Origin of the sequence: Natronorubrum daqingense (assembly GCF_001971705.1) — an archaeon.
In the GTDB taxonomy this organism is placed as follows: domain Archaea; phylum Halobacteriota; class Halobacteria; order Halobacteriales; family Natrialbaceae; genus Natronorubrum; species Natronorubrum daqingense.
Genome location: NZ_CP019327.1, coordinates 2,980,548 through 3,002,746, shown reverse-complemented (window position 1 = coordinate 3,002,746; position 22,199 = coordinate 2,980,548). Strand labels below are relative to the sequence as shown.

Sequence of the window (22,199 nt, the reverse complement as noted above, 5' to 3'; positions counted from 1 at the left end):
GCGTACCTTTATCGGGTTGCTCGCAGAGGTCGAACCATGCGCTGTGGAGTCACGACACCCGTGAAGTGTGGAGTACATCGGCCCGATTCGACCGCACCGCGAGCTACCGTGGGGGACACACACCCCAGTGATGGCCGGTGAAGGTCGGAATCGTGGGCGGGGGCGTCTACGGCCTCGCCGTCGCCTACTACCTGAGCGAGTTCGGGGGCGAGGACGTGGATATCGTCTGTTTCGAGCGCGGATCGCTCGCGAGCGAGTCGACGGGCTACTCGGCCGGCATCGTCCGTCACCACTACACGAATCCCGTCCAGATCGAGACGGCCATCCGCGGGCGCGAACTCCTCGAGGAGTTCGAGTCCGTCGACGGCGGCGACGGCGGCTTCCGCCAGAACGGCTACCTGTTTCTCGCGGACCCGGACGCGGAAGCCGAGTTCAGGACGGTCGTCGACCGACAGCGTCGGGCCGGTCTCGAGGTGGAACTCCTCGACGCAGACGAGGCGGCGTCCCTGCTGCCCGCGCTCGATCCGGAGGGAGTCTCGCTCGCGGCGTACGAACCGCAGGCGGGGTTCGCCGACCCTTATCTGGTCGCGACGGGGTTCGCCGCGGGGGCGCGCGACAACGGCGTCGAGATTCGCACCGACACGCCGGTCACCGATATCCGACTCGAGGGCGAGCGGGCGACGGGCATCGAGACCCCCGAAGGGGTCGAACCCGTGGACTACGTCGTCAACGCCGCCGGAGCGTGGGGCGGCGAACTCGCCGAGATGGTCGGCGTCGACGTTCCCCTCGAGTGGTACGAGTCGAAGATCGTCGTTCTCCAATCGGAGACCTCCTACGGCCCCGACCTGCCGACGCTGTCGGATCACTCGCGAGCGCCGGACATGTACCTCAAACCCGAACCCAGCGGCGACTTCATCGCCGGCGGCGTCGACCGCCCGCCCGTCGATCGATCCGTCGGTCTTCAGGGCGTCGGCGAGTCGTTCCTCCGGGCCGTCGGCGAACGCCTCGAGGGGCGGGTGCCGGGGTACGCCGACGCGAGCGTCGTCGACTCGTGGTCCGGCATCATCACCGTCACGCCGGACTCCCACCAGATCGTGGGCGTCCCGAAGGGACTCGAGAACGTCTACAACGTCCTCGGGGGCAGCGGCCACGGATTCAAAGAGTCGCCGGCGTTCGGCGAATCGGTCGCGCTGGACATTCTCGGTCGGTCGCCGCGGATCGACCTCGAGGCGTACCGACTCTCGCGATTCGAGACGGGTGACGGGCTCTACGGCGTCAGCGCGAAGTCCTACGGCGGCGGTCGCGACGAGTGAAGCACGCACGCCGTGACGAGTGAAAGGCGTCCAACCGACCGCGTGAGCATCGACTCACTTCGCTCAGATCCCGCCGAAACCGAACCGTATACCTGCGCGGATCGTGTGATATTCGCACGCATGACAGCTTCGACGCCGGTCGTATCGGGAGTCACACACCTCCCCAACGGAACGCACGACGCGCCGGAACAGGAACTCGCACTCGAGGTGATCCTCGACGCGCTCGAGGACGCCTCGACGCCCCTCTCAGCCGTCGACGGGCTCTACATGTCGGCTCCGCGGCCGTGGACCGACCAGAAGTTCTTCTCGACGGCGCTCCACCACCGACTCGGTCTCGAGACGACCCGAACGCTCGAGGTCTCGACCGGCGGCACGAGCGGCGGACAGGCCTTTCACGCGGCCGTTTCGGCCGTTCGCCGCGGCGAGGTCGACACGGCCGTCGTCTTCGCGGTCGAGCGCAATTCCTCGATCGAGACGACCGACTCCTACTTCGAGTACGCGCTGCGGATGTTCGACGTGGAGTTCCAATCGCCGACGGGACTCTCCGTCCCCGGCGTCTACGCCCAGAGCCTCCAGCGTTACCTCCACGAGTACGACGTCGACCGCGAGGCCGTCGCCGACATCGTCGTCGAGAAGCGCAACAATGCCGCCGACGATCCGAACACCCTCTTCGACGACACCGTGACGCGAGCGGACGTCCTCGAGGCCCGACCCATCGCCGACCCGCTCACCCTCCTCGAGTGTCCGGCACCCTGTGACGGCGGGGCCGCCCTCGTCGTCTCGAGCGCCGAGGAGGCGAGCGACGAAGAGCGAGCGGTCGAGGTCGCCGGCATCGGCGCGCACCACGCCTCGAGTCACATGCTGGTGACCCACGGCGAACCGGTGACCGAACTACCTGCCGTCGAGGCCGCCGCCGACGCCGCGAGCGAACGGGCTGGCGTTCCGACGGACGAGGTCGACGTCTACGAGCCCTACGCGCCGTTCCCGCACGTCGAGGCGATGACCGTCGAAGCGTTGGGACTCGCTGCGCGCGGCGAGGGCGTCGACGCCTGCCTCGAGGGGAAGACCGCACCGGACGGCGAGTTCCCGATCAGTCCCTCCGGGGGCTGTATCGGTCGCGGCCACCCGCCCATGGTGACGCCGCTGCTCAATCACGTCGAAGCCGTGAAACAGCTTCGCGGAACGGCGTCGACGCAGATTTCGGACGCGCGAAGCGTCCTGACGACGGCGGAGCACGGCCACGTCAACGGCGCGACGGCGACGATCTTTCGAACGGAGGCCTGACCGATGAGCGAACACACGGACACCGAGCGAGCCGAAACGGACGCGTTCGGAACCGACCGATTCTGGGACGCACTGGCTGAGGACAGGTTTCTGATTCAACGGTGTAGCGACTGCGAGAAGTCGTTTTTCCCGCCGGGACCCGTCTGTCCGCACTGCCACTCGAGGGCCGTCTCCTGGGAGGAATCGAGCGCCGTCGGGACCGTCTTCTCGTTCACGCGCCAGCACGCGACGGCACCGATGTTCGACGACGAACTCGTCGTCGGACTCGTCGAACTCGAGGACGGGCCGCGGGTGCTCTCGGCGTTCGAGAGTTCGTACGAGGACCTCGGGATCGGTGCTCGGGTTCAACTCGAGGCGGTCGAATACGATCAGGAGTTCGATCGCGGGAGACGCGAGGACGAGCCGTTTTTCGTCGCCACGCTCGAGTAGTCGAGGAGCGACTCGGCGAGTATCGTCGAGAAACGCGGCGAAAATGTGGTGGCGCGAATCGGGATGGTGGCGAAGCGGATCGAGGCGGTACGTGTTAGTTTTCAGCCGATGCTTCCGCAGTCATCGACTGCGAGGCGAACGGGTTGTTGGTCTGGAACAGGTAGAGCACGAGGATCCCGACTAGCGCGCCGACCCGAACGGTGTTCTCGGGGAAGATGATCGCCGTCGTCCCGAGAACGAAGAACACGCCCCGCATGACCATCGTCGGTGGCATGCTCATGTTGATCGATCGCGTGTTCAGGCCGTGGACGACGCCCAGTGCGCCGGCCATCGCGATTCCGGCGGAGATGAGCGTTTCGACGGTGAATCCGTCGATGACGAGTTCAGGGTTGTAGATGAACGCGATCGGCAGGATGAACAACACTGCCGAAACCTTGAGCGCCTCGAAACACGTACGCCAGAAGTTCGAGCCGGCAATGCCTGTAGCCACCACCACCGCAATCGCAATTGGTGGCGTCAACCCGGAGAGAATCGCCGAGTAGAACACGAAGTAGTGGGCGGCCATCTCGTCGACGAGGAACTGACTCGCGAGCGTCGGCGCGATGAGGAACGCCACGACGATGTACGCCGCGACGGTCGGCATCCCGAGTCCGAGCAGGATGCAGATGACCATCGCGAGGATCACGGTCAGTGCCATATTGCCACCTGCGAGGTCGATCAAGGCGAGCGACATCGTCCCCGGAAGCCCGGTCTGGGTGAGGATGTCGACGATGCCGTTGACCGCAGCGACGATGATGACGATCGGTGCCAGCGTGATTGCACCGTATTTCAGCCCCATCGCCGTCTGTTTGACAACGTCCCACGTTTCCGCTCGCATCTGGCTGCTGTCTTCGTACGCCTGCTGGGCGAGTGGCACGCCGAATCCGGTCAGGAGCATCGTGATGACGGTGTACATCCCCGCGGTCATCACCGTCCACTGTAGGACACCGAGCGTATAGACGAGCACGATGAACGGGATGATGAACCGCGCAGCCTGAACGAGTAACTCTTGGGTGGTCTTCGCTTCGTCGAGGTAATCGCTCGGGTCGACCTCGACGGCCTGGCCGACCTGCTCGACCGTCGTGTAGTGGACGGCCATAACCAGCGAGATGTAGAAGATGAGCGCCGGAATGATGCCCGCGATGACGACCGTCAGGTACGTCGTCCCGAGAATCGAGGCCATCACGAACGCTGCCGCGCCCATGACCGGTGGCATAATCTGCCCACCGGAGGACGCAACGGATTCGATCCCGCCGGCCGTGTCGGATCGCATCCCGTGTTCTTTCATCAGCGGAATGGTGAACGAACCGGTAATCGCGGTGTTCGCCGCCTGGCTACCCGTGATCGAACCGATGATGATGCTCGCGGTCACTGCGGCCTGACCGACGCCGGATTTGATGTACTTCGTCGAACGCAACGCTGCCCGAAGGATCAGATCGAACGCCCCGTAGCCGCGCATGAGTCCCGCATAGAGCAGGAACAGCGCCACTTCGGAGGCCATGATCCGGTGGATCGTGCCGACGAATCCTTCCATGTCGAGGACGGTGACGAGCAACAGTCGCTCACCGCTGAAACCGCCGTGGTTCAACAGGCCGGGGAAGTAGTTCCCGAACATGCCGTAAATGAACGCCAGCACGACGACTAGGAAGAACACGAGTCCGTACGACTTGTAGGTCAAGTACAGAATCGTGAACATGAGCCCCGCCGCGAGGACGTACTCGTGCGTGTGGGCGTACCCGACTCGCGTGTAGATCAGGGCCTCGTAGTGCAAGGTCATGTACGCCGTCGCAACGACCCCCAAGATCCCTGCGAGGACGAGTAAGCCGACGTGTATCCATTGTTCTTCTTCGATAGTCTCCTCGAGATTATCGAAGACGGCGATCGCAATCATAAACCCGAGGAAGATCACACCGTATCGGGCCTGTGCGATCCCCTGTGTCTGTGCAAACCAAAGTGTGACGAGCCAGGAAACGGTCGCCGCCACGAACAGTGCTCTGTTAACGTTCTGTATCACATTCATTGTTGATCCTCCATTACTCACCGATAGTGGTGAACACCGATTCGTGCAACGTTGCGAATATCATGTGTCAGGCTGTGTATTTAGAGATAAACGGTGGATGACGTCACGTACTGAAAAACGTGCGTCTCAGTCACCACGTTCCCAGTCGTCGTCCCAGGCGTCGTTGTCCTCGAGGAAGTCGGCGGCACCGGGGTGGACGGGAATGTTTTCGTGGTAGTACTGGGCCATGTCTGCTGGGTCGGACTGATCCATGTAGTTGTCGTCGGCTTCTTGAATCTCCTCCCAGTGTTCGTGGCTGATCTCCATGATCTCGTAGACGACCTCGTCGTCGACGTCGGAGGCGAAGTACGTATTGTAGTCTTCGGTCCAACACTGAATTTCGTCCGCGTCGATGTCCTGATCGTACCCGTACGGTTCGACCTCCGCGTAGCCGGCCTCAGAGCTTTCGATCGCCTCGACGTAGTCGTCGCCCATCTCGAGGGCGTAGAGATCCTCTCGAGAGTCAGCTTCGACGAGCCAACCGGGGAGGCTGTTGAAGTTGGTTCCGTAGCCGAAGAAGACGTCGATGCGGTCTTCGTCGATCTGTGCGGCGACGTCCTCCGAGGCGACGTCGACCGGATCTTCGATGTCGTCCCAGAGACCGGCGTCGTCCAGAATGCTCGTACAGAGCGTTCTGAGCCCCCACCCTGGCGGACCGACCCAGATGTTGAGGTCGTCGTCGTCGATCGCTTCCTCGATGCTTTCGACGCCGGAGCCATCGACGGCCAGCCAGTGCATGTGCAGGCTGAGGTACGAGAGCGCCTGGTAAGCGAAGTCGTCGACGGGTTCCTCGTCGAACGGTTCGCCGTCGTCGAGCGCCTGATTGAAGACGAAGTTACCCGCCGTGTACCCGTCCAGTTCGCCCGCGTCGTACGCCCGAATCGAGTCGGGGTCTCCACCAGGTGCCGTAATGTTCAGTTGCGCGTCTTCCGCGTGATTCGACACCGACCGCTGGAGAGCGTTCATCGCGCCGTACGACGCAGACCCGTCGGATGAGGCCCCAACAGTAACCGTTTCACCACCATCGCCGAGACACCCCGCCAAGCCAACGACACCGAGGCCGGCACTCGCTTGAAGCACAGTGCGGCGACTGACCCTACCCTTCGCTTTGTGATTGGAATTGCTCGTCATTCTATAGCACGGTATATGGTCGTCGTAATAACTATATAAATCCTTCCAATCAGTACACAACAATGGTATAAAATTTCGTATTTTTTCCGAAAAGAGGCAATGCGAATATGCGGCAATATAATCCGACTCGTGGCGAGGCGAGAGCGACGACCCGCGGTTTTCCGGCAACGAACGACTCTCACGTCGTCGAACGTGAGTCGCCGAACAACCGGCCAACAACCGCCGAACAACCGGCCAACAACCGCCGAACAACCGGCCAACAACCGCCGAACAACCGGCCAACAACCGCCGAACAAGCACCGAACAAGCACTGAACCACCGGCGAGCGGTTACCGCGAGGCGTCGGTCCGAGAGGACACCTCGAACTCCTCGAGCCACTCGAGGACGGCGTCGAGAATCAACAGACGAAGGTCGAGCAGGCTCCCGCGAGTGGGGGGCGCGGACGACTCCGACGGTTCCTCCCCGTGGCGCGACTTCACCGTGAGCAAGTGATCGCGGGTCTCGAGTACCTGTTCCTGGAGTTCCCGAAGTGCCGCTCGCCTCCGCTCGACCGGCAGATGGTGTAAAAATCCGAGTTTCACCATGAGGTGTGAGCGAGCGGAGGGGTGGGAGACGTCGTCGATCGGTCGGTCGAGCAACGACTGAAGGTGGTCCCGGCCATCCGCGGTAATCTCGTATCCGTAGCTCCCGTCGGCCGCGACTGCACTGACGTGGCCGTCTTCCTCGAGTTGTGAGATCGTCGGGACCAAAATGCCGGTACTCGCACCCCAGTATCTGCCGTGTCTGTGTCTGAGCGTGTCGTGAATCTGGTCGACCGTCGCAACCGACTCTTCGGCTAACACGCCGAGGACGGCGAGACTCGCGAGTTCTCGTTGCTCCATACTGGGACGGTTGTGACGGACGATATTAAACCCGGTCGCCCCCAGCAGCCGAGACCGACCCGTCGAACGGTTCGACGCAAAAGAACGATATGGGCCCTCCGTCATTGAGGTGGTACCGATGAACATTCAGGGAGAGACCGCCCTCGTGACGGGTGCCAGCGTCGGAATCGGACGGCTAATCAGCACCGAACTCGCGAGCCACGGCGTTACCGTCGTCGTCGCCGACCTCGAGGCAGAGGCCCGTCGCGACACCGTCGCAGAAATCGAAGCCGCCGGCGGCACGGCCCTCGAGACCCACCTCGACCTCACCGACCCGGAGGGCGTCGCAGACACCATCGACGACGTCCTCGAGGAGGTCGGCACGATCGACATCCTGGTGAACAACGCCGGAATCGCCGGCCCGACGGCACCGCTCGAGGAGACCTCCCTCGAGGCGTGGGATCGAACGCACGCGGTCAACCTTCGCGGCGCGTTTTGTTGCACGAAAGCGGTGATCGGCGAGATGAAAGCCCAGGGCGACGGCCGGATCGTGAACATCTCCTCTGCGTCCGGGAAGCGAGCGATTCCCAACCGGAGTCCCTACACGAGTTCGAAGGCGGGACTACTCGGGCTCACGAGAACGGCGGCGGCCGAGGGCGGCCCTCACGGCGTCACGGCGAACGCGATCTGTCCGGGGTCGGTCACCGGCGAGCGAATCGACGACGTCATCGAAAAGCGAGCGGCGAACTCGCCTCACTCGCCCGAGGAAGTCCGCGAGGAGAAACGAACGGAGACGCTGCTTCACTCGTTCGTCGATCCGGAAGACGTCGCCGCGACGGTCGCCTACCTCTGTTCTGACGCGGCCGATCGAGTCACCGGGCAGGCGCTGAACGTCTCGGGCGGGAAGACTATCGACTGACTCCGTTTCGACCGACTCCGTTCATCCGTCGTCTGCCAGCGCCGATGAGACGCCCTCGCCGGTTACAATCCGTGAACTACAAGCGGGATGATACCAGACACCACCCATGGTCTCCGGGATCGGTATCGCACTCGCAATCAGTGCTGCGTGGTTTCTCGCCGGCCAGACGCTCTCTATCAGGCTCGCGACCCGTAAGGGACTCGCGAACGACGTGCTCGTCGTCGTCATGCTCGTGAACGTCGTCGTCTTGATCCCGCTCGCCCTCGTCCTCGACCCGAATCCGACGATCACGCCCCTGTCGATCCTCGCGTTCGGCGTCGCGGGCCTCGTCGGAACGATGGTCGGTCGCGCGTTCTTCTACGCCGGGATCAAACGCGTCGGCGCGAGTCGCGCGGAGCCGATCAAGGCCTCGATGCCCCTACACGCGACGATCTTCGCGGTGATCTTACTCGGTGAGCAGGTAACTGGCCCGCAACTCGTCGGCATCGTGTTGATGGTCGGCGGCATCGCAGCGGTCTCCTGGGAGGGCTCCTCGGCAGAGCGCGCCGCCGGCACGGAGATTCCCTGGTTCGGGCTCTCACTGCCGCTGATCGCCGCGGTCTTCTTCGGCCTCGAGCCGATCTTCGCGAACGTCGGCTTCGACGAGGGGACGGGCGTGCTGACGGGACTCGCGATCAAAACGATCGTCGCGTTGAGCGCGTTCGTCCTCTACTTGCGCTGGCGAAGTCAACTTCCCCACCCGAAGGGATTCTCCCGGGAGGAACTCGTCTGGGGAGCGGCGGCCGGCCTCGCGAACACCGCGTTCTTACTGGCGTATTACGCAGCCCTCGAGATCGCTCGCGTCGGCGTCGTCGTGCCGATCATGCAGACGAGTCCGCTGATCGTGATCGGCGTCTCGGCGCTCTTCCTCCGACAGGTCGAAACCGTCACCCCGCGACTGCTCGGCGCAGCGGGCGTGATCGTCGCCGGCGGCGTGTTAGTGACCCTCGGCGGGTAACGAAATCGCTCCGCATCGATCGGTGGGCAACGTAATCCATCCGTGTCGATTGTCACCAACACACAACTATTTGCGTCCGACTGTCTACCGTCGGAACATGAGCGTCGACCTGACTCTCGACTCGAACCGACCCCACGTCGCACACCTGACCATCGACTTCGGGAAGTTGAACCTGCTCACGGCCCAGCGACTCGCCGAACTCGAGGAAACTCTTCGAGACCTGCCGGAGCAGGTCTCCGTCCTCACGATCGGGCCGGAACATCCGCCGGAGGAACTGACCGGGCTGACCGGCGGCTTGCACCTCGAGCGCGCGAAAGACATGAGCGTCGTCGAGGCTCGAGACGTGTTGACGACGCTGCACGGAACGATGCAGACCGTCCGAAATCTCGACGCCGTCACCGTCTGTGACTGCGGGACGCACGCCCTCGGGGCCGGCTTCGAACTCGCGCTCTCGTGTGACTTTCGCGTCGCGACTCGAGACGCCGTCCTCGGCCTCCCCGAGATCGACGTGGGGCTCGTGACGGGCATCGAAGGCGGCCTGCTGGTTCGGTTCGTCGGCCTCCAGCGCGCGAAGGAGCTGATCTACCTCGGCGAACCGATCGACGGCGAGCAGGCCGCCGCGGAAGGGTTGGTGAACGAGGCGACGACGCCCGAAACGCACGACGACGCGCTCGAAGGAATCGTCGAGCGACTCGCCGAGAAGGAGCCGACGATTTTGCAGTACCAGACGGAGGTCTTCCGGCAGTGGCGCTCGAACGGCCTCGAGACGGGGATGGACCACAGCTTAGAACTCATCGCGACCTGTTTCGGCACCGACGCGCAATCCGAGGCGATGGAAGGGTTCCTCGAGGGACGGTGAGACGGGCCCGCCAGACGAGGGAGGGCTGTCGCCCACACTGAACGCGATGGGAAAAGATAACACACAGCAACGATAACGAAGAGAGGACGGCTATGCAACCACTCGAGGGTATCGACGTACTCGATTTCACACAATCGATCGCCGGACCGATCTGCACGCAATCACTGACAGCGCTCGGTGCGAACGTTGTCAAGATAGAACCGCCGGACGGGGACGCCTTTCGCCCCCTGATCGACGGGGCAATGTTCGCCTCGTGCAATCGCGGCAAACGGAGTCTCAGTCTCGACCTCAAAAGCGACGAGGGTCGTGCGCTCGCCCAGGAACTCGCGGCCGAAGCCGACGTCGTCGTCGAGAGCTTCCGACCCGGCGTGATGGAACGCTACGACCTCGACTACGAGTCGGTGTCCGAGACGAACGACGACGTCGTCTACTGCTCCGTGACCGGTTTCGGACAGGACGGTCCCTACGAAGACTATCCCGCCTACGATCCCATCGCGCAGGCGATGTCGGGACTGTTGAGCGTCACCGGCCCCGCGGATGGAAAGCCGGCCCGCGTCGGGACGAGCGCGATCGACTACACGACCGGGCTGACGGCCGCGATGCTCGTTATGGGCGGCCTGCTCGGTCGACGCTCCGGCGGCAGCGAACACATCGACGTCTCGCTGTTCGAGGTCGCCACGACGTGGATGGGTTACCGCGTCGCCGAGTACACCGCGACCGACGAGGTTCCCTCGCGCTCGGGTGACACCATCGACGGCATCGCCCCCTACGGTATCTTCGAGGCGGGCGACGGCGATCCGTTCTACCTCGCGACCGCCTCCACGAAGCTCTACCGCCGACTCTGTCGTACCCTCGAGCGCGAGGACCTCCTCGAGGACGAGCGATTCGAGACGCTCAACAGCCGCTGGGAGCACCGCGAGACCCTCCGGGCCGAACTCGAGGAGGCGTTCGCCGAGTACGATCGGCGGGAACTCGTCGAGCAACTCGTGTCGGGTGGCATCCCGGCCGGGCCGGTGCAATCGGTCGACGAACTCGTCGAGGAGGACCCACACGCCGAGTCGCGGGACTTCTTCGTCGAGACGTACAACCAGCACCTCGAGGAACCCTGCCGGACGACCCGGCTACCGTTCAGGTTCGAAGACGGGCCGGTCGACGACCTCGAGTCGCCGCCACGACAGGGCGAACACTCGCGGGCCGTCCTCGAGGAGTGGGGCTACGATGACGAGACGATCGAGGCGCTGCTCGCAGACGGTGTCATCGTGGAATCGTAGGAGCTGAGGAGAAGGTCTTGAGGAGTCGAGGCCCCGCTTTGGACGCCAGTCGAACGGTTCCGGAATTGCTCGTTTCAGTAGCTTTATTAGCTGTACCGAAAGACCACTTTCGAGTGACGGAACCTACGTCAAGCTATCTCTCTGCTGTCAGTCGGAGCGTCCGCGATCTCCTCGCTGGCCGCCGCGGAACGGTGTTGATCGCCGTCGCGGGCGGGTGGTTCCTGACGATGGGCGTCAGAATGATCTACCCCGTGATGGTGCCGTACCTCCAGTCGGCGTACGACCTGGATCTGACGACGGCTGGCCTCCTGTTGACGGTGCTCTTTATGGCATACGCCATCGGCCAACTCCCGGGCGGCGTGCTGGCCGATCGAATCGGCGAACGGCTCATCCTCACCTCGAGTATGCTCATTTCGGCGATCACGCTGGTGCTCGTCATCACCGCCGGGTCGGCGATCGTGCTCTTCGTCGCGACGGCGCTGTTCGGCTTCGGTGCGGCCCTGTACGCGGTCGGTCGGTACACGATCTTACCGCAGCTCTACCCCGAACAAATCGGCGCTGCGAACGGCCTGACGGCGTCCTCACAGGATGCAGGGCAGTCGGTCCTGCCGCCGCTCGCGGGCATCATCGCGGCGGGGCTCGTCTGGCAACTCGGCTTCGGGTTCGCCGTACCGCTGTTTCTCGCCATGGCCGCCGTGCTCTGGGTCGTGACCCCGAAGCGTTCCGCTGACGATGCCGACGACGCCGAAGCGCTCTCGCTGTCCGGACTTCGGTACATCGCTTCGATACTCCGCCAGCCGGCAATCGTCTATCCGACGACCGTCCTCGTGCTCGGACTCTTCATCTGGCAGGCGTTTACCGGCTTCTACCCCACGTATCTGGTTCAGGAGAAGGGGCTCTCGGAACCGCTCTCGAGTGGCCTCTTTGGACTCTTCTTCGCGCTGGGGATCGTCATCAAGCCGCTCTCGGGCAGCGCCTACGACCGAATCGGGGCGCGACGGTCGTTGTTATTCGTGACGAGTGGACCGATCGTCGCCTTTCTCGCACTGCCGTTTTTCGACAACTTCTGGGTGCTCATCGTCGTGACGGCGTTCGTCAGCACGCTATTGGGCTTCGCGACCGTCACGGAGCCGTTCTTGCTCGAGCACCTGCCCGAGGACATTCGCGGTACCGGCTTCGGCATCCTGCGAACGGTCGGCTTCTCGGTCGGTGCGCTCGGCCCGGTCTTTTTCGGTGCTGCAGCGGACAACGGCTTCTTCGACGAGGCGTTCATGGCGCTGGCCGCGTTCGCCGGCGCGATGATGCTCCTCGGATCGCGAATCCCGACGGAGTGAAGTCACCCTCACGGGGGATTCTCCGTGAGGAAAAGGACTAATAGTCGAACTCACTATCAATCGATAACGCATGGGAAACCGATCGATACTCGACCGCCTCGTCGAACTCGATAACAAGGTGCACTCGGCGATGCCGGGCAAGGATATCTACAGCAAACTCTTCTTCCGCACGATTCTCTGGTTCGCGTTCTTCTTCGGCGTCTACCTAATCGTCTCGAACGCGTTCTAACCGTCGACGAAACTCGCGAATTCTTCCGGCGATTCAGTCGGTGACGAGACGCCACCCAAAACGGGTACCCTTTCGTCTGCTCGCGACGATAGTGCAGTGTGAACGAGACGCAACGGGATGGTCAAACGATGCGTGCACTGGTCAAAAGACAGCCCGAACGGGGGATGACGCTCGAGCAACGGGACGTTCCGACCCCGGGAGCGGGCGAGGTCAGCATTCGCGTCGAGTCGGTCGGGATCGACGGCGGCGCGGAAGCGCTGATCTACGACTGGCACGAGAGCAAGCACCGCTACGAACCGGCGTTGCCACAGCTGTTCGGCCACGAGTTCGCCGGCGTCGTCGACGAGGTCCACTCGAGCGTCGAGCGCGTTCAGGCGGGCGAGCGCGTCGCCGTCGAGCCGGTAGTCGGCTGCGGGACGTGTCGACACTGCCGAACGGGATCGTTCGCGATCTGTCCCGATCGGCGGCTTATCGGGCTCGACGCCGACAGCGACGGCGCGTTCGCCGAGTACGTAACCGTCCCACAGGAGACGCTCTATCCGATCGGCGAGCTCGAGGCGGACGTCGGCGTCTTCCTCGAACTCCTCGCGCTGGGAGTACACGGCCTCGAGAAGTCGGAATTCGAACTGGGCGACCGGGTGGCGATCGTCGGGCCCGGCCCGGTCGGAATCGGAACGCTCGTCGCCGTCGTCGCGGCGGGTGCCGGCTCGGTGACCGTTATCGGGACCGACGCCGACACCGGGGATCGACTCCCACTCGCACGCGAACTCGGTGCAACGACGGCGGTGACAGCGGACGGCCTCGAGGCGGACGCATCCTTCGACAGCGTCTTCGAAACGGCCGGGAGCCCGGCCGCACTCGACCTCGCGACGAAGCGAGTCCGACCGGGCGGCGAAATCGTCCAGATCGGGCTCTTTCACGGACAGGAGGGTGTCCCCGTCGATCTCACGGGATTGGTTCGTCGCGGCGTCTCGGTCACGACGGTCTACGGCCGCCGAGCCTCGAGTTGGCGTCGAGCGATCGCGATCGCGAAACGGGTCGATCTGTCGCCGGCACTCGGCCCGTCGTTCGACCTCGAGGCGTACGAAGCGGCGTTCGAGGCGGTCGCCAATCGATCCGGGATCAAGGTCACGCTCCACCCGTAATCGACGGTCGACGCGTATCTCAGTCGTCGACGATCGCGAAGGCCCGAATCGGGCTCGCCGTCGCGTCGTCGAGTGGCAACGGGGCCGCGCTGAAGGTGAATCGGTGGGCGGGAATGTCGTCGATGTTTCGCAGGTTCTCGACGATGAGCGTGTAGGAGTCGGGTGCGTCGTCCCGGAGAAGTACCTGGTGGGCCGGCATCGACACGTCGCCGGCGATGTCGACGTTCCCGCAGTCGATGCCGACGACGGTCACGTCGCGCTCGTAGAGCCACTCTGCGCCGGCTTCGGAAAGTCCCGGGTGGTCCTCGAGGTACGTCGCCCTGTCCTCGGGCACGTACTCGTCCCAGCCGGTGTACAGCAGAACCGAGTCGCCAGCGCCGACCTCGACGCCGGCGTCGGCTGCCGCAGTCTCGAGTTCGTCCGGGCCGATCGCTCCCTTCGGTCCGACGTCGGAGACGTCGAGCCAGACGGCGGGGCCGTGACACTCCTCGAGGTCGAGTTCGTCGACCGTCTTTCCCTCGGGATGGAGGTGAAACGGGGCGTCGATGTGCGTCCCGTTGTGTTCGGCGATGTAGACGAAGCCGTTGACCAGCGAGAGGTCCTCGACGCCCTTGCCACGCCAGGTGTCCTCGGCCTGGTCGTGGTTCATCCGCGTGCCGTCGAGAAAGAGCGGGCTCCGGCCGTGGTTGGGATGGTTCGTCATCTCTTCAGTAATCGTCGCTGTGAGATCGATCAGTTGCGACACGATAGCACGTGTGATCGGTTCGCTAATAACTGTTGTCGGAACTCGCTCACAGCCGACAGCTGAGAATCGACCGCCCCGACAACTGGCGGCTGACGACGGCGTTCGGCGACAGTCCCCGGCGACTGCCGACTGCCGACTGCACGCCGCAGTTACTCGTAGAGTTGGTTCGCGACGACGACGCGATTGATCTCGTTCGTCCCCTCGTAGATCTGCATCCCCTTCGCGACGCGCATGCGACGCTCGAGCGAGTAGTCCTTGGAGTAGCCTCGAGAGCCGTGGACCTGGACGGCCTCGGTGGTGACGTCCATCGCCACGTCCGTCGCCTTCGTCTTCGCCATCGCGGCCTCGGCGGTGACGCGTTCGTCTCGGTCGCGTTTCGCCGCCGCGGCGAGGGTCAACAGCCGCGACGCTTCGATCTCGATCGCCATGTCCGCAAGCTTAAACGAGACACCCTGAAACTCGCGAATCGGCTGGCCGAACTGCTCGCGCTCGTCCGCGAAGGCCGTGCTCTCCTCGAACGCACCCTGTGCGACGCCGACACCCTGTGCCGCCGTGCCGATACGACCGATGTCGAGGCCCTCGAGCACGTAACGAAGGCCCCGTCCCGGTTCGCCGATGACGTTCTCAGCCGGGACGCGAACGCCGTCGTAGCGAATTTCGGTCTCGACGGCCGTCTCGCCTTCCATGCACGGAATGTCTCGGACGAACTCGAGGCCGTCGCGCTCGGCTGGCTCCGGGACGCCGATCAGGCTGACGCCCTCGTCCGTCTGGACCCCGACGACGAGGAAGTCGGCGATGCTGCCGTTAGTCGTCCAGACCTTCTCGCCCTCGAGCACGTACTCGTCGCCGTCTCGCGTCGCCGTCGTCTCGAGCGAACCGGCGTCGCTACCCGCGTTGGGTTCGGTGAGCGAGAGGGCAGGGATCCACTCGCCCGAGCAAATTTCGGTGAGCCACTCCTCGCGTTGCCACTCCTCGCCGAACTCGTGGATCGGGTAGCCGACGAGGCTGCCGGCGACTGAGGCGGTACCGGCGAGGAGCTTCCAACTTCGGGAGAGCTCCTCGATCGTGATCGCGTAGGAACGATAGTCGAGTCCGAGTCCGTCGTACTCGGTTCCGTACTGCACGCCGTGAAAGCCGGCGTCTGCGACCGTCTCGACGACGTCCATCGGGAACGTGCCCGACTCCTCGTACTCCTCGATGTGGGGTTCGACTTCGTCCTCGCAGAACTGGCGAACCGTCTCTCGGTGCTCCTCGTGTGCGTCCGTGAGTTCGAACGATGAGATCATGGTTTCAGTGACGACCGGAAGATCGTACGTTCCCCTTCTCGAGAACGCACATAATTCCGTGGGATTAGCACACCAGTCGACACGCCGAGTCCGTCGTCGTCGCTCGACGTCCCATCTGCCCGAATCGCTCGCCGCCGTTCGACATCCCTCACACCAGTCGTGCTCACGTCTCGGCCTCGAGTTCGGTCTTCCGACCGCCGGACGGCAGCGTTTTAACGGTGTGTGCGGATACCCTCGTGTGTGACACAGCCAACCACTGCTGACGTGCTGGTCCAGGCGGCGGCTCGGTTTCCGGACCGACCCGCGCTTCGTGACCCGGTACGCGACGAAACCATCACCTTCGCTCGTCTGGACGAACGCGCGCGATCGCTCGCCTCTGGGCTGCTCGAGACCGAACTCGAGCCCGGCGATCACCTTTCGGTGCTGACGAACGACTCCATCGAGTTCGTCGAACTCCTGTTCGCGTCGGCTCACGCGGGCCTGGTCTTCAACCCGATCAGTTACCGCGTTCCACCGAAGCGACTGGCGTACGTCCTCGAGAACGCCGAGTCGTCGGGACTCGTCTTCGACGAAGCCTGTCTCGACACCGTCCGCGCGCTCGAGGACGAGGCGTTACCCGAGTTGCTCGTCGGAGTCGACGTCGACGGCGAGCGAGCGAGCGTCTCGTACGAGTCCCTCCGCGGTGAACGGACATCTCGCGGCGACGACGGCGATCTGGGTCCGGTCGTCGACGTCGAGGAAGCAGATCCGGCGTTGCTCCTCTACACCTCCGGGACGACGGGCCAGCCGAAGGGGGTTCTCCACTCCCACCGAACCGTGGTCAACGCCTCGCTCGTCTCCCTACCGTACAATCGTCTGCGACCGACCGACGTCAACGTCGCGCTCGGCCCGCTCTACCACGTCGGGCCGCTGCTCTGTAACGTCTTGCCCGCGCTGAACGCCGGTGCCTGCAACGTCGTCCAGCACGGTTTCGACCCCGAGACGACCCTCGAGCGAATCGAATCGGAGGGCATCACGACGATGTGGGCCGTCCCGACGCACATCCGAGCGATGGTCGACGAGCCGTCGATCGAGCGGCGAGACGTCGAGCACGTCCGAATGATTCAGTACTCCGGCGCGGCGATGCCCGAAGCGGTAGCGAAGCGAGCACGCAAGCACGTCTCCGACTGTGACTTCGTCAACGCCTACGGCACGACGGAGATCGTCTTCGGGACGCTCATTCACCCGGAGTTCCACGACGAGAAATTGGGGAGTATCGGGCAGGCAGCGCCGAACGCGGCCGTCCGCGTCGTTGATTCCGAAAATCCCGTCCCCGAGGCCGTCCTCGAGGCGAACGAGGTCGGCGAACTCCTCGTGAAGAACACGACGTGCATGCTCGAGTACTGGAAGAAGCCCGAGGCGACCGAAGAAGCGCTCGTCGACGGCTGGTACCGAACCGGCGACCTCGGGCGCAGAGACGAGGACGGCTTCCTCTACTTCGTTGACCGAAAGGACGACATGATCGTCAGCGGCGGCGAGAACATCTACCCCGCGGAGGTCGAGGATCTCCTGCACAGCCACCCCGAGGTAGTCTCCGGCGCAGTTGTCGGCGTCCCCGACGACGAGTGGGGCGAAGTCGTCACCGCCTTCGTCGTCCCCGACGGCGACCTCTCGAGTGAGGACCTCGAGACGTTCTTCGTCGACTCCGAGGAACTCGAGTCGTTCAAACGCCCTCGAGAGTACGTCTTCGAGGACGAACTGCCGAAGACGAGCAGCGACAAAATCGACCGGCGAGCGCTGCTCGAGTCGATCGTTCCGGAGTAGATTCCCGAACCCATTCGCTGGCCGCCGTTGACGGGCAGCGCCACCTACTGCATTCGCTGGCCGCCGTTGACGGGCAGCGCCACCTACTGCATTCGCTGGCCGCCGTTGACGTTCAGCGTCTCTCCGGTGACGAATCCCGCATCGCGAAGGTAGGCTGCTGCCTGCCCGATATCCTCGGGCGTCCCGAGACGGCCGACGGGAATAACCTCCTGGCGTTTCTGTGCTTTCGACTCCTCGGAGGTCGTCGCGTCGGTCATGTCCGTCTCGATAAAGCCCGGCGCGATGGCGTTGACCCGGATCGTCGGTCCGAACTCGAGGGCGTGGCTCTTCGTGAGCGCGATGATCCCCGCCTTCGAGGACGCGTAGTGGGGTTCGTAGTCCGCCCCGGCGTGGGCGAGTCGCGAGGAGAGGTTGATTACGGACGGCCCCTCGTCCACGCTCGAGTCCTCGAGGTAGGGGAGTGCGGCTTTCGTCACCGCAAATGTCCCGGTGACGTTGACGTCCAGTAGGCGCTGGAACTCCTCGGGGGAGAGCTCAGGCGTGTACTGGTGTTCGTTGATTCCGGCGTTGTTGACGACGTGATCGAGCGACCCGAACGCGTCGACGGTTTCCTCGACGCAGGACTCGACGGCGTCGGGATCGCCGACGTCCGCCTGAATCGCTCGAGCGCGCTGGTCCGTCTCGGTTTCGATCGTGTCGACGACGTTCTGGGCCGCTGCGTCGCTACTCCGGTAGTTCACCGCGACATCGTAGCCGTCGGCTGCGAAGCGACGGGCGATACCGCGACCGATTCCTCGAGACGCACCGGTAACGAGTGCTGCGGGCATACTCGAGCATTCGCAGGCGCGTGCTAATAGTTTACTCTCCTCACGTCGCGCTCCCTCACCCGTCGCGCACCCGTCTTAGTGTCGACGCTCGCCGTTCCGCTCGATACACGTCGTCACTCGCTTCGGCCGGTGTACTGTCCGTCCGGGTCGAGGTCCTCACGAATGATTCGCAGTTCCTCCTCGTCGGGTTCGGGCGTCGTCTTCACGTCGTCGGCGAAGGCGATCTCCCAGCCGGTGTTCTCGCGAACCTCCTCGCGGGTCGCCTCCGGGTGCAGCGAGTCGACGTACATCTCGCCCGCCTCGTCGAAGCGACAGACGGCAAGGTCGGTGATGATGGCCTCGGGACCGCCCTCGAGGCCGAGTTCCCGCCGTCCCTCGCGGCCGCCGACGAATCCGGGGCTGGTGATGAAGTCGACTTCCTCGGGGAATCGTCGCTCGGAGTGGGGCGTGACGACCAGCGTTCGATCGACGTGACACGCGATTTCGCAGGCCCCGCCGCTGCCCGGCAGTCGGACGATCGGATCGTCGTAGTCGCCGATGACCGTCGAGTTGATGTTCCCGTGTTTGTCGATCTGTGCGCCGCCGAGGAAGCCCACGTCGAGACGATTCGCCTGCAGGTAGTAGTTGAAGCTATTCGTCATCGGTTCGATCGAGAGTGCACCGGACGCTAACCCCGGGTCGCCGATCGATAGCGGCGGCGACTCGGGATTCGAACCGATCGTCCCCGACTCGTACGTCATCTGTAAGCCGGGGGCGTGCGTTCGCTTCGCCACGTTACACGCGAGGTTCGGCATCCCGATCCCCACCAGGACCGAGTCGTCGTCCGTGAGTTCTCGCGCCGCCGATACGACCATCAGTTCGCTGTTCGTGTACGTCATCGTGTCTCGAGTGTGTCGGTTGTGTTCGTTGCGTCGATCGCGTCGATTAGGTCGGTTTCTCCACCCGCCTCGGGTGCGTCGGTTCTCTCGTCCTGCGCTCTGAGGTCCGATCGCACGGTCAGTACCGCCCCATGTCGACCGGCGTGGCGAAGTCGCTCTCGGGCTCGAGCTCGAGTAGCTGTGACGCGCCGAGCTTTTCGACGTACTCGCGGCGGTCGTCGACGTCGTAGACCCACTCGTCGAGCCAGGCTTCGACCCGGTCGACGTCGCTCGCGATTTCGGCCCACTCGATGTACGCCTCGTTGTCCCGGCCATAGTAGCCCTGTGCATAGGAGGGGTGAGAGCCGTAGGGGTCCTCGACGACGTAATCCACGTCGTCGCCCGTGAGCAGCGTCCGGTTGGGATCGCTGCGGATCGTCTCCTCCGAACACAGCTCCTCGACGGTGAGGATCACCGTGTCGGCGGCGAGCGCGGCGATTTTCTGTTCGCCCTGAATGCCCCAGAGGTGGGCGTTACCGCTCTCGTCGGCTCGCTGGGCTCTGACGACGGTCACGTCCGGCTCGATCGGCGCGACGGCGTAGACGTAATCGTCGTCGAAGGGACTCTCGACCCGCGCGATGTTCTCGTTGTGTTCGGGCAGATCGGAGCCGATGAAGCCCCGAAGCGGTGCGAACGGTAAGTTCGACGCACCCGCCTGCAGGGCCGCGATCATCCCGAAGTGCGTGTACTCCTCGAGTTCGATTTCGGTCGGGACGCTCTCCTCGGCGGCGCGTCGAAAGGCCGGGAGGCTCCCGACCCCCGGATTCCCCGCCCACGAAAAGGTCACTTTGCTCGCACACCCCGCGGCGATCATCTGGTCGTAGATGAGATCGGGCGTGGCTCTCACGAGATCGAGGTCGCGCAGGCCCTGCCTGATCATCTCGTGGCCCGCGGCGAACGGAATGAGGTGGGTAAATCCCGCCAGATACACCTGGTCGCCATCGGCGACGCCATCCGAGACGGCGTCTGCCATCGTCGTAACGTTCGTCATAGCTGGTCGCAAGTACGTGGAACGTGGGTCAATGTCATGATAAGGATTTCCATCGGGGAAGTCGTCGGCGGGCGGGGGACCGAACCTTTACGCTGGATACTGACACAGTACACGTATGAACGTCAACGAGGCGATTATCGAGTGTCTAGTGAGCAACAACATCGGGACCCTATTCGGCATTCCCGGCAAGCAGTCGCTACCGCTGAACGAGACCATCAGCGAACGCAGCGACATCGAGTTCGTGATGGCTCGTCACGAAACCGCCGTCTCGCATCAGGCGTGGGGCTACGCCGAGACGAGCGATTCGATGGCCGCGACGGTCGTCATCCCCGGGCCGGGCGACATGAACGCGATGAACGGGCTGAAGAACGCGCTCAACGACTGCACACCCTTACTCCACATCGCCGTCGAGACCGAACCCGAAATCCGCGGCGGCGACGGCATCCACGAGACGCCTCCGGACACCTACGACAACGTCGTCAAGGAGAACATCACCGTTGAGACGCCCCAGAGCACGGTCGCCGAACTCCAGCGAGCGATCGATATCGCACAGACGGCCCCGACGGGTCCCGTCCGCATCGGCATCCCGAAGAACTTCCTCAAGATGGACGTCGAGGTCGCCGAACCCGCCTCGAGCGAGCGCCAGGAAGCCGGCAACCCGCCGGAAGCGAAGGTCGAACGCGCAGGAGACCTTCTCGCAGGGGCGTCATCCCCGATCATCATCGCCGGTGGCGGCGTCCGCGCCTCGGGTGCGAGCGACGAACTGCGACGCGTCGCGGAGCGACTCGAGGCTCCCGTCGTCCTCACGTACAAGGGGAAGGGCGTGTTTCCAGACGACCACGACCTCGCGGGGGGCGTCCTCTGTGGGGGCACCGGAACGGCACAGAAGGAGATTATCGCCAACTCCGATGCCGCACTCGGCGTCGGCACCGACTTCGACGCGGTCACCATGCAAAACTGGTCGATCGACGTGCCCGACGACCTGGTCCACGTCACGCTCGACGCGGACGACATCGGCACGGGCTACGATCCGGCCGTCGGCATCGTCGCCGACGCCGGCCGAACGCTCGAGGCGCTCGACGCGAGCCTCGCAGAACGGACCGTCCAGAGCGAGAACGGAACCCGGCGAGCACGGGAGACCCGCGACGCGATCGACGACCGACTCGAGGAACTGCGCGCGGTGACGGAAGCGCCCCTGACCTCGGTGAGCGCGCTCGACGCGATTCGGGAGGGAACGCCACGAGACTCGATCATCGCGGTCGACGCCGGCGGGTTCCGACTCTGGACGCTGCTGACGTTTCCGGTGTACGACACGCAGAACTACGTCAATCCCGGCTCGTGGGCGACGATGGGGTCGGGCGTCCCCTCGGCGATCGGTGCGAAGAAGGCCAATCCCGACCAGGACGTCGTCGCGCTCACCGGCGACGGAGGCCTGATGATGTGCATTCACGAACTGCACACGCTCGCGGGCGAGGAGATCGACGTAACGGTGGTCGTCCTCAACAACAGCGACTACGCGATCATCAGCGAGGAAGCGGGCCGGAGCTATCGGATGGACCCCGGCGAGTACGGCTGGGAGTCCGCGCCGGTCTCGTACACGACGGTCGCGGAGGGCCTCGGCATCGACACGATGTCCGCCACGACGACCGACGAGGTAGCCGCAACGGTCGCCGAGGCCATCGAGAGCGACGGCCCGACGCTCGTCGAAATTCCGACGGATCCCTACGAGCCACAGTCGAGCGTCCACATGAACGACTGAGC

20 protein-coding genes are annotated in these 22,199 nt (G+C 64.1%); 12 read left to right on the top strand and 8 right to left on the bottom strand.

Features of this window, described 5'->3' with window-relative positions; translation table 11 throughout:
• Nucleotides 1-137: 137 nt before the first annotated feature.
• From BB347_RS14570 to BB347_RS14560, 3 genes are all read left to right on the top strand, one after another.
• On the top strand, nt 138-1,313 hold the full coding sequence (locus tag BB347_RS14570; protein ID WP_076582821.1) for an NAD(P)/FAD-dependent oxidoreductase: 1,176 nt from the start codon (nt 138-140) through the stop codon (nt 1,311-1,313).
• A 120-nt stretch (nt 1,314-1,433) separates the two neighbouring features.
• Nucleotides 1,434-2,597, top strand: a complete 1,164-nt coding sequence (locus BB347_RS14565; protein WP_076582822.1) for a thiolase family protein — start codon at nt 1,434-1,436, stop codon at nt 2,595-2,597.
• 3 nt (nt 2,598-2,600) lie between these two features.
• On the top strand, nt 2,601-3,026 hold the full coding sequence (locus BB347_RS14560) for a Zn-ribbon domain-containing OB-fold protein (protein ID WP_076582823.1): 426 nt from the start codon (nt 2,601-2,603) through the stop codon (nt 3,024-3,026).
• A 94-nt stretch (nt 3,027-3,120) separates the two neighbouring features.
• Here BB347_RS14560 and BB347_RS14555 read toward each other — a convergent pair whose 3' ends face one another.
• The 3 genes from BB347_RS14555 to BB347_RS14540 form a co-directional block, all read right to left on the bottom strand.
• Nucleotides 3,121-5,085 carry a TRAP transporter permease gene (locus BB347_RS14555; protein WP_076582825.1) on the bottom strand — a complete coding sequence of 655 codons (1,965 nt, stop codon included), beginning with the start codon at nt 5,083-5,085 and terminating at the stop codon, nt 3,121-3,123.
• A gap of 126 nt (nt 5,086-5,211) precedes the next feature.
• Nucleotides 5,212-6,255, bottom strand: coding sequence for a TAXI family TRAP transporter solute-binding subunit (locus BB347_RS14550; protein ID WP_076582826.1), 1,044 nt, complete (start codon nt 6,253-6,255; stop codon nt 5,212-5,214).
• Between the two features lie 329 nt (nt 6,256-6,584).
• Nucleotides 6,585-7,136 (bottom strand): PadR family transcriptional regulator, encoded by a 552-nt coding sequence (locus tag BB347_RS14540; protein WP_076582829.1) that lies wholly within the window; start codon nt 7,134-7,136, stop codon nt 6,585-6,587.
• A 118-nt stretch (nt 7,137-7,254) separates the two neighbouring features.
• On the opposite strand from BB347_RS14540, the gene BB347_RS14535 reads away from it, so the two are divergent.
• From BB347_RS14535 to BB347_RS14510, 7 genes are all read left to right on the top strand, one after another.
• Nucleotides 7,255-8,034, top strand: a complete 780-nt coding sequence (locus tag BB347_RS14535; protein ID WP_076582831.1) for an SDR family NAD(P)-dependent oxidoreductase — start codon at nt 7,255-7,257, stop codon at nt 8,032-8,034.
• 106 nt (nt 8,035-8,140) lie between these two features.
• Nucleotides 8,141-9,031, top strand: a complete 891-nt coding sequence (locus BB347_RS14530; RefSeq protein WP_076582833.1) for an EamA family transporter — start codon at nt 8,141-8,143, stop codon at nt 9,029-9,031.
• A 97-nt stretch (nt 9,032-9,128) separates the two neighbouring features.
• The gene (locus BB347_RS14525; RefSeq protein WP_076582834.1) at nt 9,129-9,890 is read left to right on the top strand and encodes an enoyl-CoA hydratase/isomerase family protein; all 762 of its coding nucleotides are present in this window, start codon (nt 9,129-9,131) and stop codon (nt 9,888-9,890) included.
• A 92-nt stretch (nt 9,891-9,982) separates the two neighbouring features.
• Nucleotides 9,983-11,161 carry a CaiB/BaiF CoA transferase family protein gene (locus BB347_RS14520; RefSeq protein ID WP_076582836.1) on the top strand — a complete coding sequence of 393 codons (1,179 nt, stop codon included), beginning with the start codon at nt 9,983-9,985 and terminating at the stop codon, nt 11,159-11,161.
• A gap of 113 nt (nt 11,162-11,274) precedes the next feature.
• Nucleotides 11,275-12,495, top strand: a complete 1,221-nt coding sequence (locus BB347_RS14515; RefSeq protein WP_076582837.1) for an MFS transporter — start codon at nt 11,275-11,277, stop codon at nt 12,493-12,495.
• 70 nt (nt 12,496-12,565) lie between these two features.
• Complete coding sequence (locus BB347_RS19390; protein ID WP_168170960.1) at nt 12,566-12,724, top strand: hypothetical protein; 159 nt, start codon at nt 12,566-12,568, stop codon at nt 12,722-12,724.
• Between the two features lie 98 nt (nt 12,725-12,822).
• The gene (locus BB347_RS14510; protein WP_236995956.1) at nt 12,823-13,869 is read left to right on the top strand and encodes a zinc-dependent alcohol dehydrogenase; all 1,047 of its coding nucleotides are present in this window, start codon (nt 12,823-12,825) and stop codon (nt 13,867-13,869) included.
• A 19-nt stretch (nt 13,870-13,888) separates the two neighbouring features.
• On the opposite strand, the gene BB347_RS14505 is transcribed toward BB347_RS14510, so the two are convergent.
• On the bottom strand, nt 13,889-14,614 hold the full coding sequence (locus BB347_RS14505) for a cyclase family protein (RefSeq protein WP_076582840.1): 726 nt from the start codon (nt 14,612-14,614) through the stop codon (nt 13,889-13,891).
• 149 nt (nt 14,615-14,763) lie between these two features.
• Nucleotides 14,764-15,900, bottom strand: a complete 1,137-nt coding sequence (locus BB347_RS14500; protein ID WP_076582842.1) for an acyl-CoA dehydrogenase family protein — start codon at nt 15,898-15,900, stop codon at nt 14,764-14,766.
• Nucleotides 15,901-16,140: 240 nt separating this feature from the next.
• Here BB347_RS14500 and BB347_RS14495 point away from each other — a divergent pair, with 240 nt between their 5' ends.
• Entirely contained in the window at nt 16,141-17,703 is a 1,563-nt protein-coding gene (locus BB347_RS14495; RefSeq protein ID WP_076582844.1) for a class I adenylate-forming enzyme family protein, read from the top strand.
• Nucleotides 17,704-17,786: 83 nt separating this feature from the next.
• Here the strand turns inward: BB347_RS14495 and BB347_RS14490 are convergent, their stop codons facing one another.
• From BB347_RS14490 to BB347_RS14480, 3 genes are all read right to left on the bottom strand, one after another.
• Nucleotides 17,787-18,530 (bottom strand): SDR family NAD(P)-dependent oxidoreductase, encoded by a 744-nt coding sequence (locus BB347_RS14490; protein ID WP_076582845.1) that lies wholly within the window; start codon nt 18,528-18,530, stop codon nt 17,787-17,789.
• Between the two features lie 113 nt (nt 18,531-18,643).
• Complete coding sequence (locus BB347_RS14485; protein WP_076582847.1) at nt 18,644-19,408, bottom strand: CoA-transferase subunit beta; 765 nt, start codon at nt 19,406-19,408, stop codon at nt 18,644-18,646.
• 118 nt (nt 19,409-19,526) lie between these two features.
• Entirely contained in the window at nt 19,527-20,438 is a 912-nt protein-coding gene (locus BB347_RS14480; RefSeq protein ID WP_236995955.1) for a CoA transferase subunit A, read from the bottom strand.
• A gap of 115 nt (nt 20,439-20,553) precedes the next feature.
• Here BB347_RS14480 and BB347_RS14475 point away from each other — a divergent pair, with 115 nt between their 5' ends.
• Complete coding sequence (locus BB347_RS14475) at nt 20,554-22,197, top strand: thiamine pyrophosphate-binding protein (protein WP_076582848.1); 1,644 nt, start codon at nt 20,554-20,556, stop codon at nt 22,195-22,197.
• The last annotated feature ends 2 nt before the right edge of the window (nt 22,198-22,199 follow it).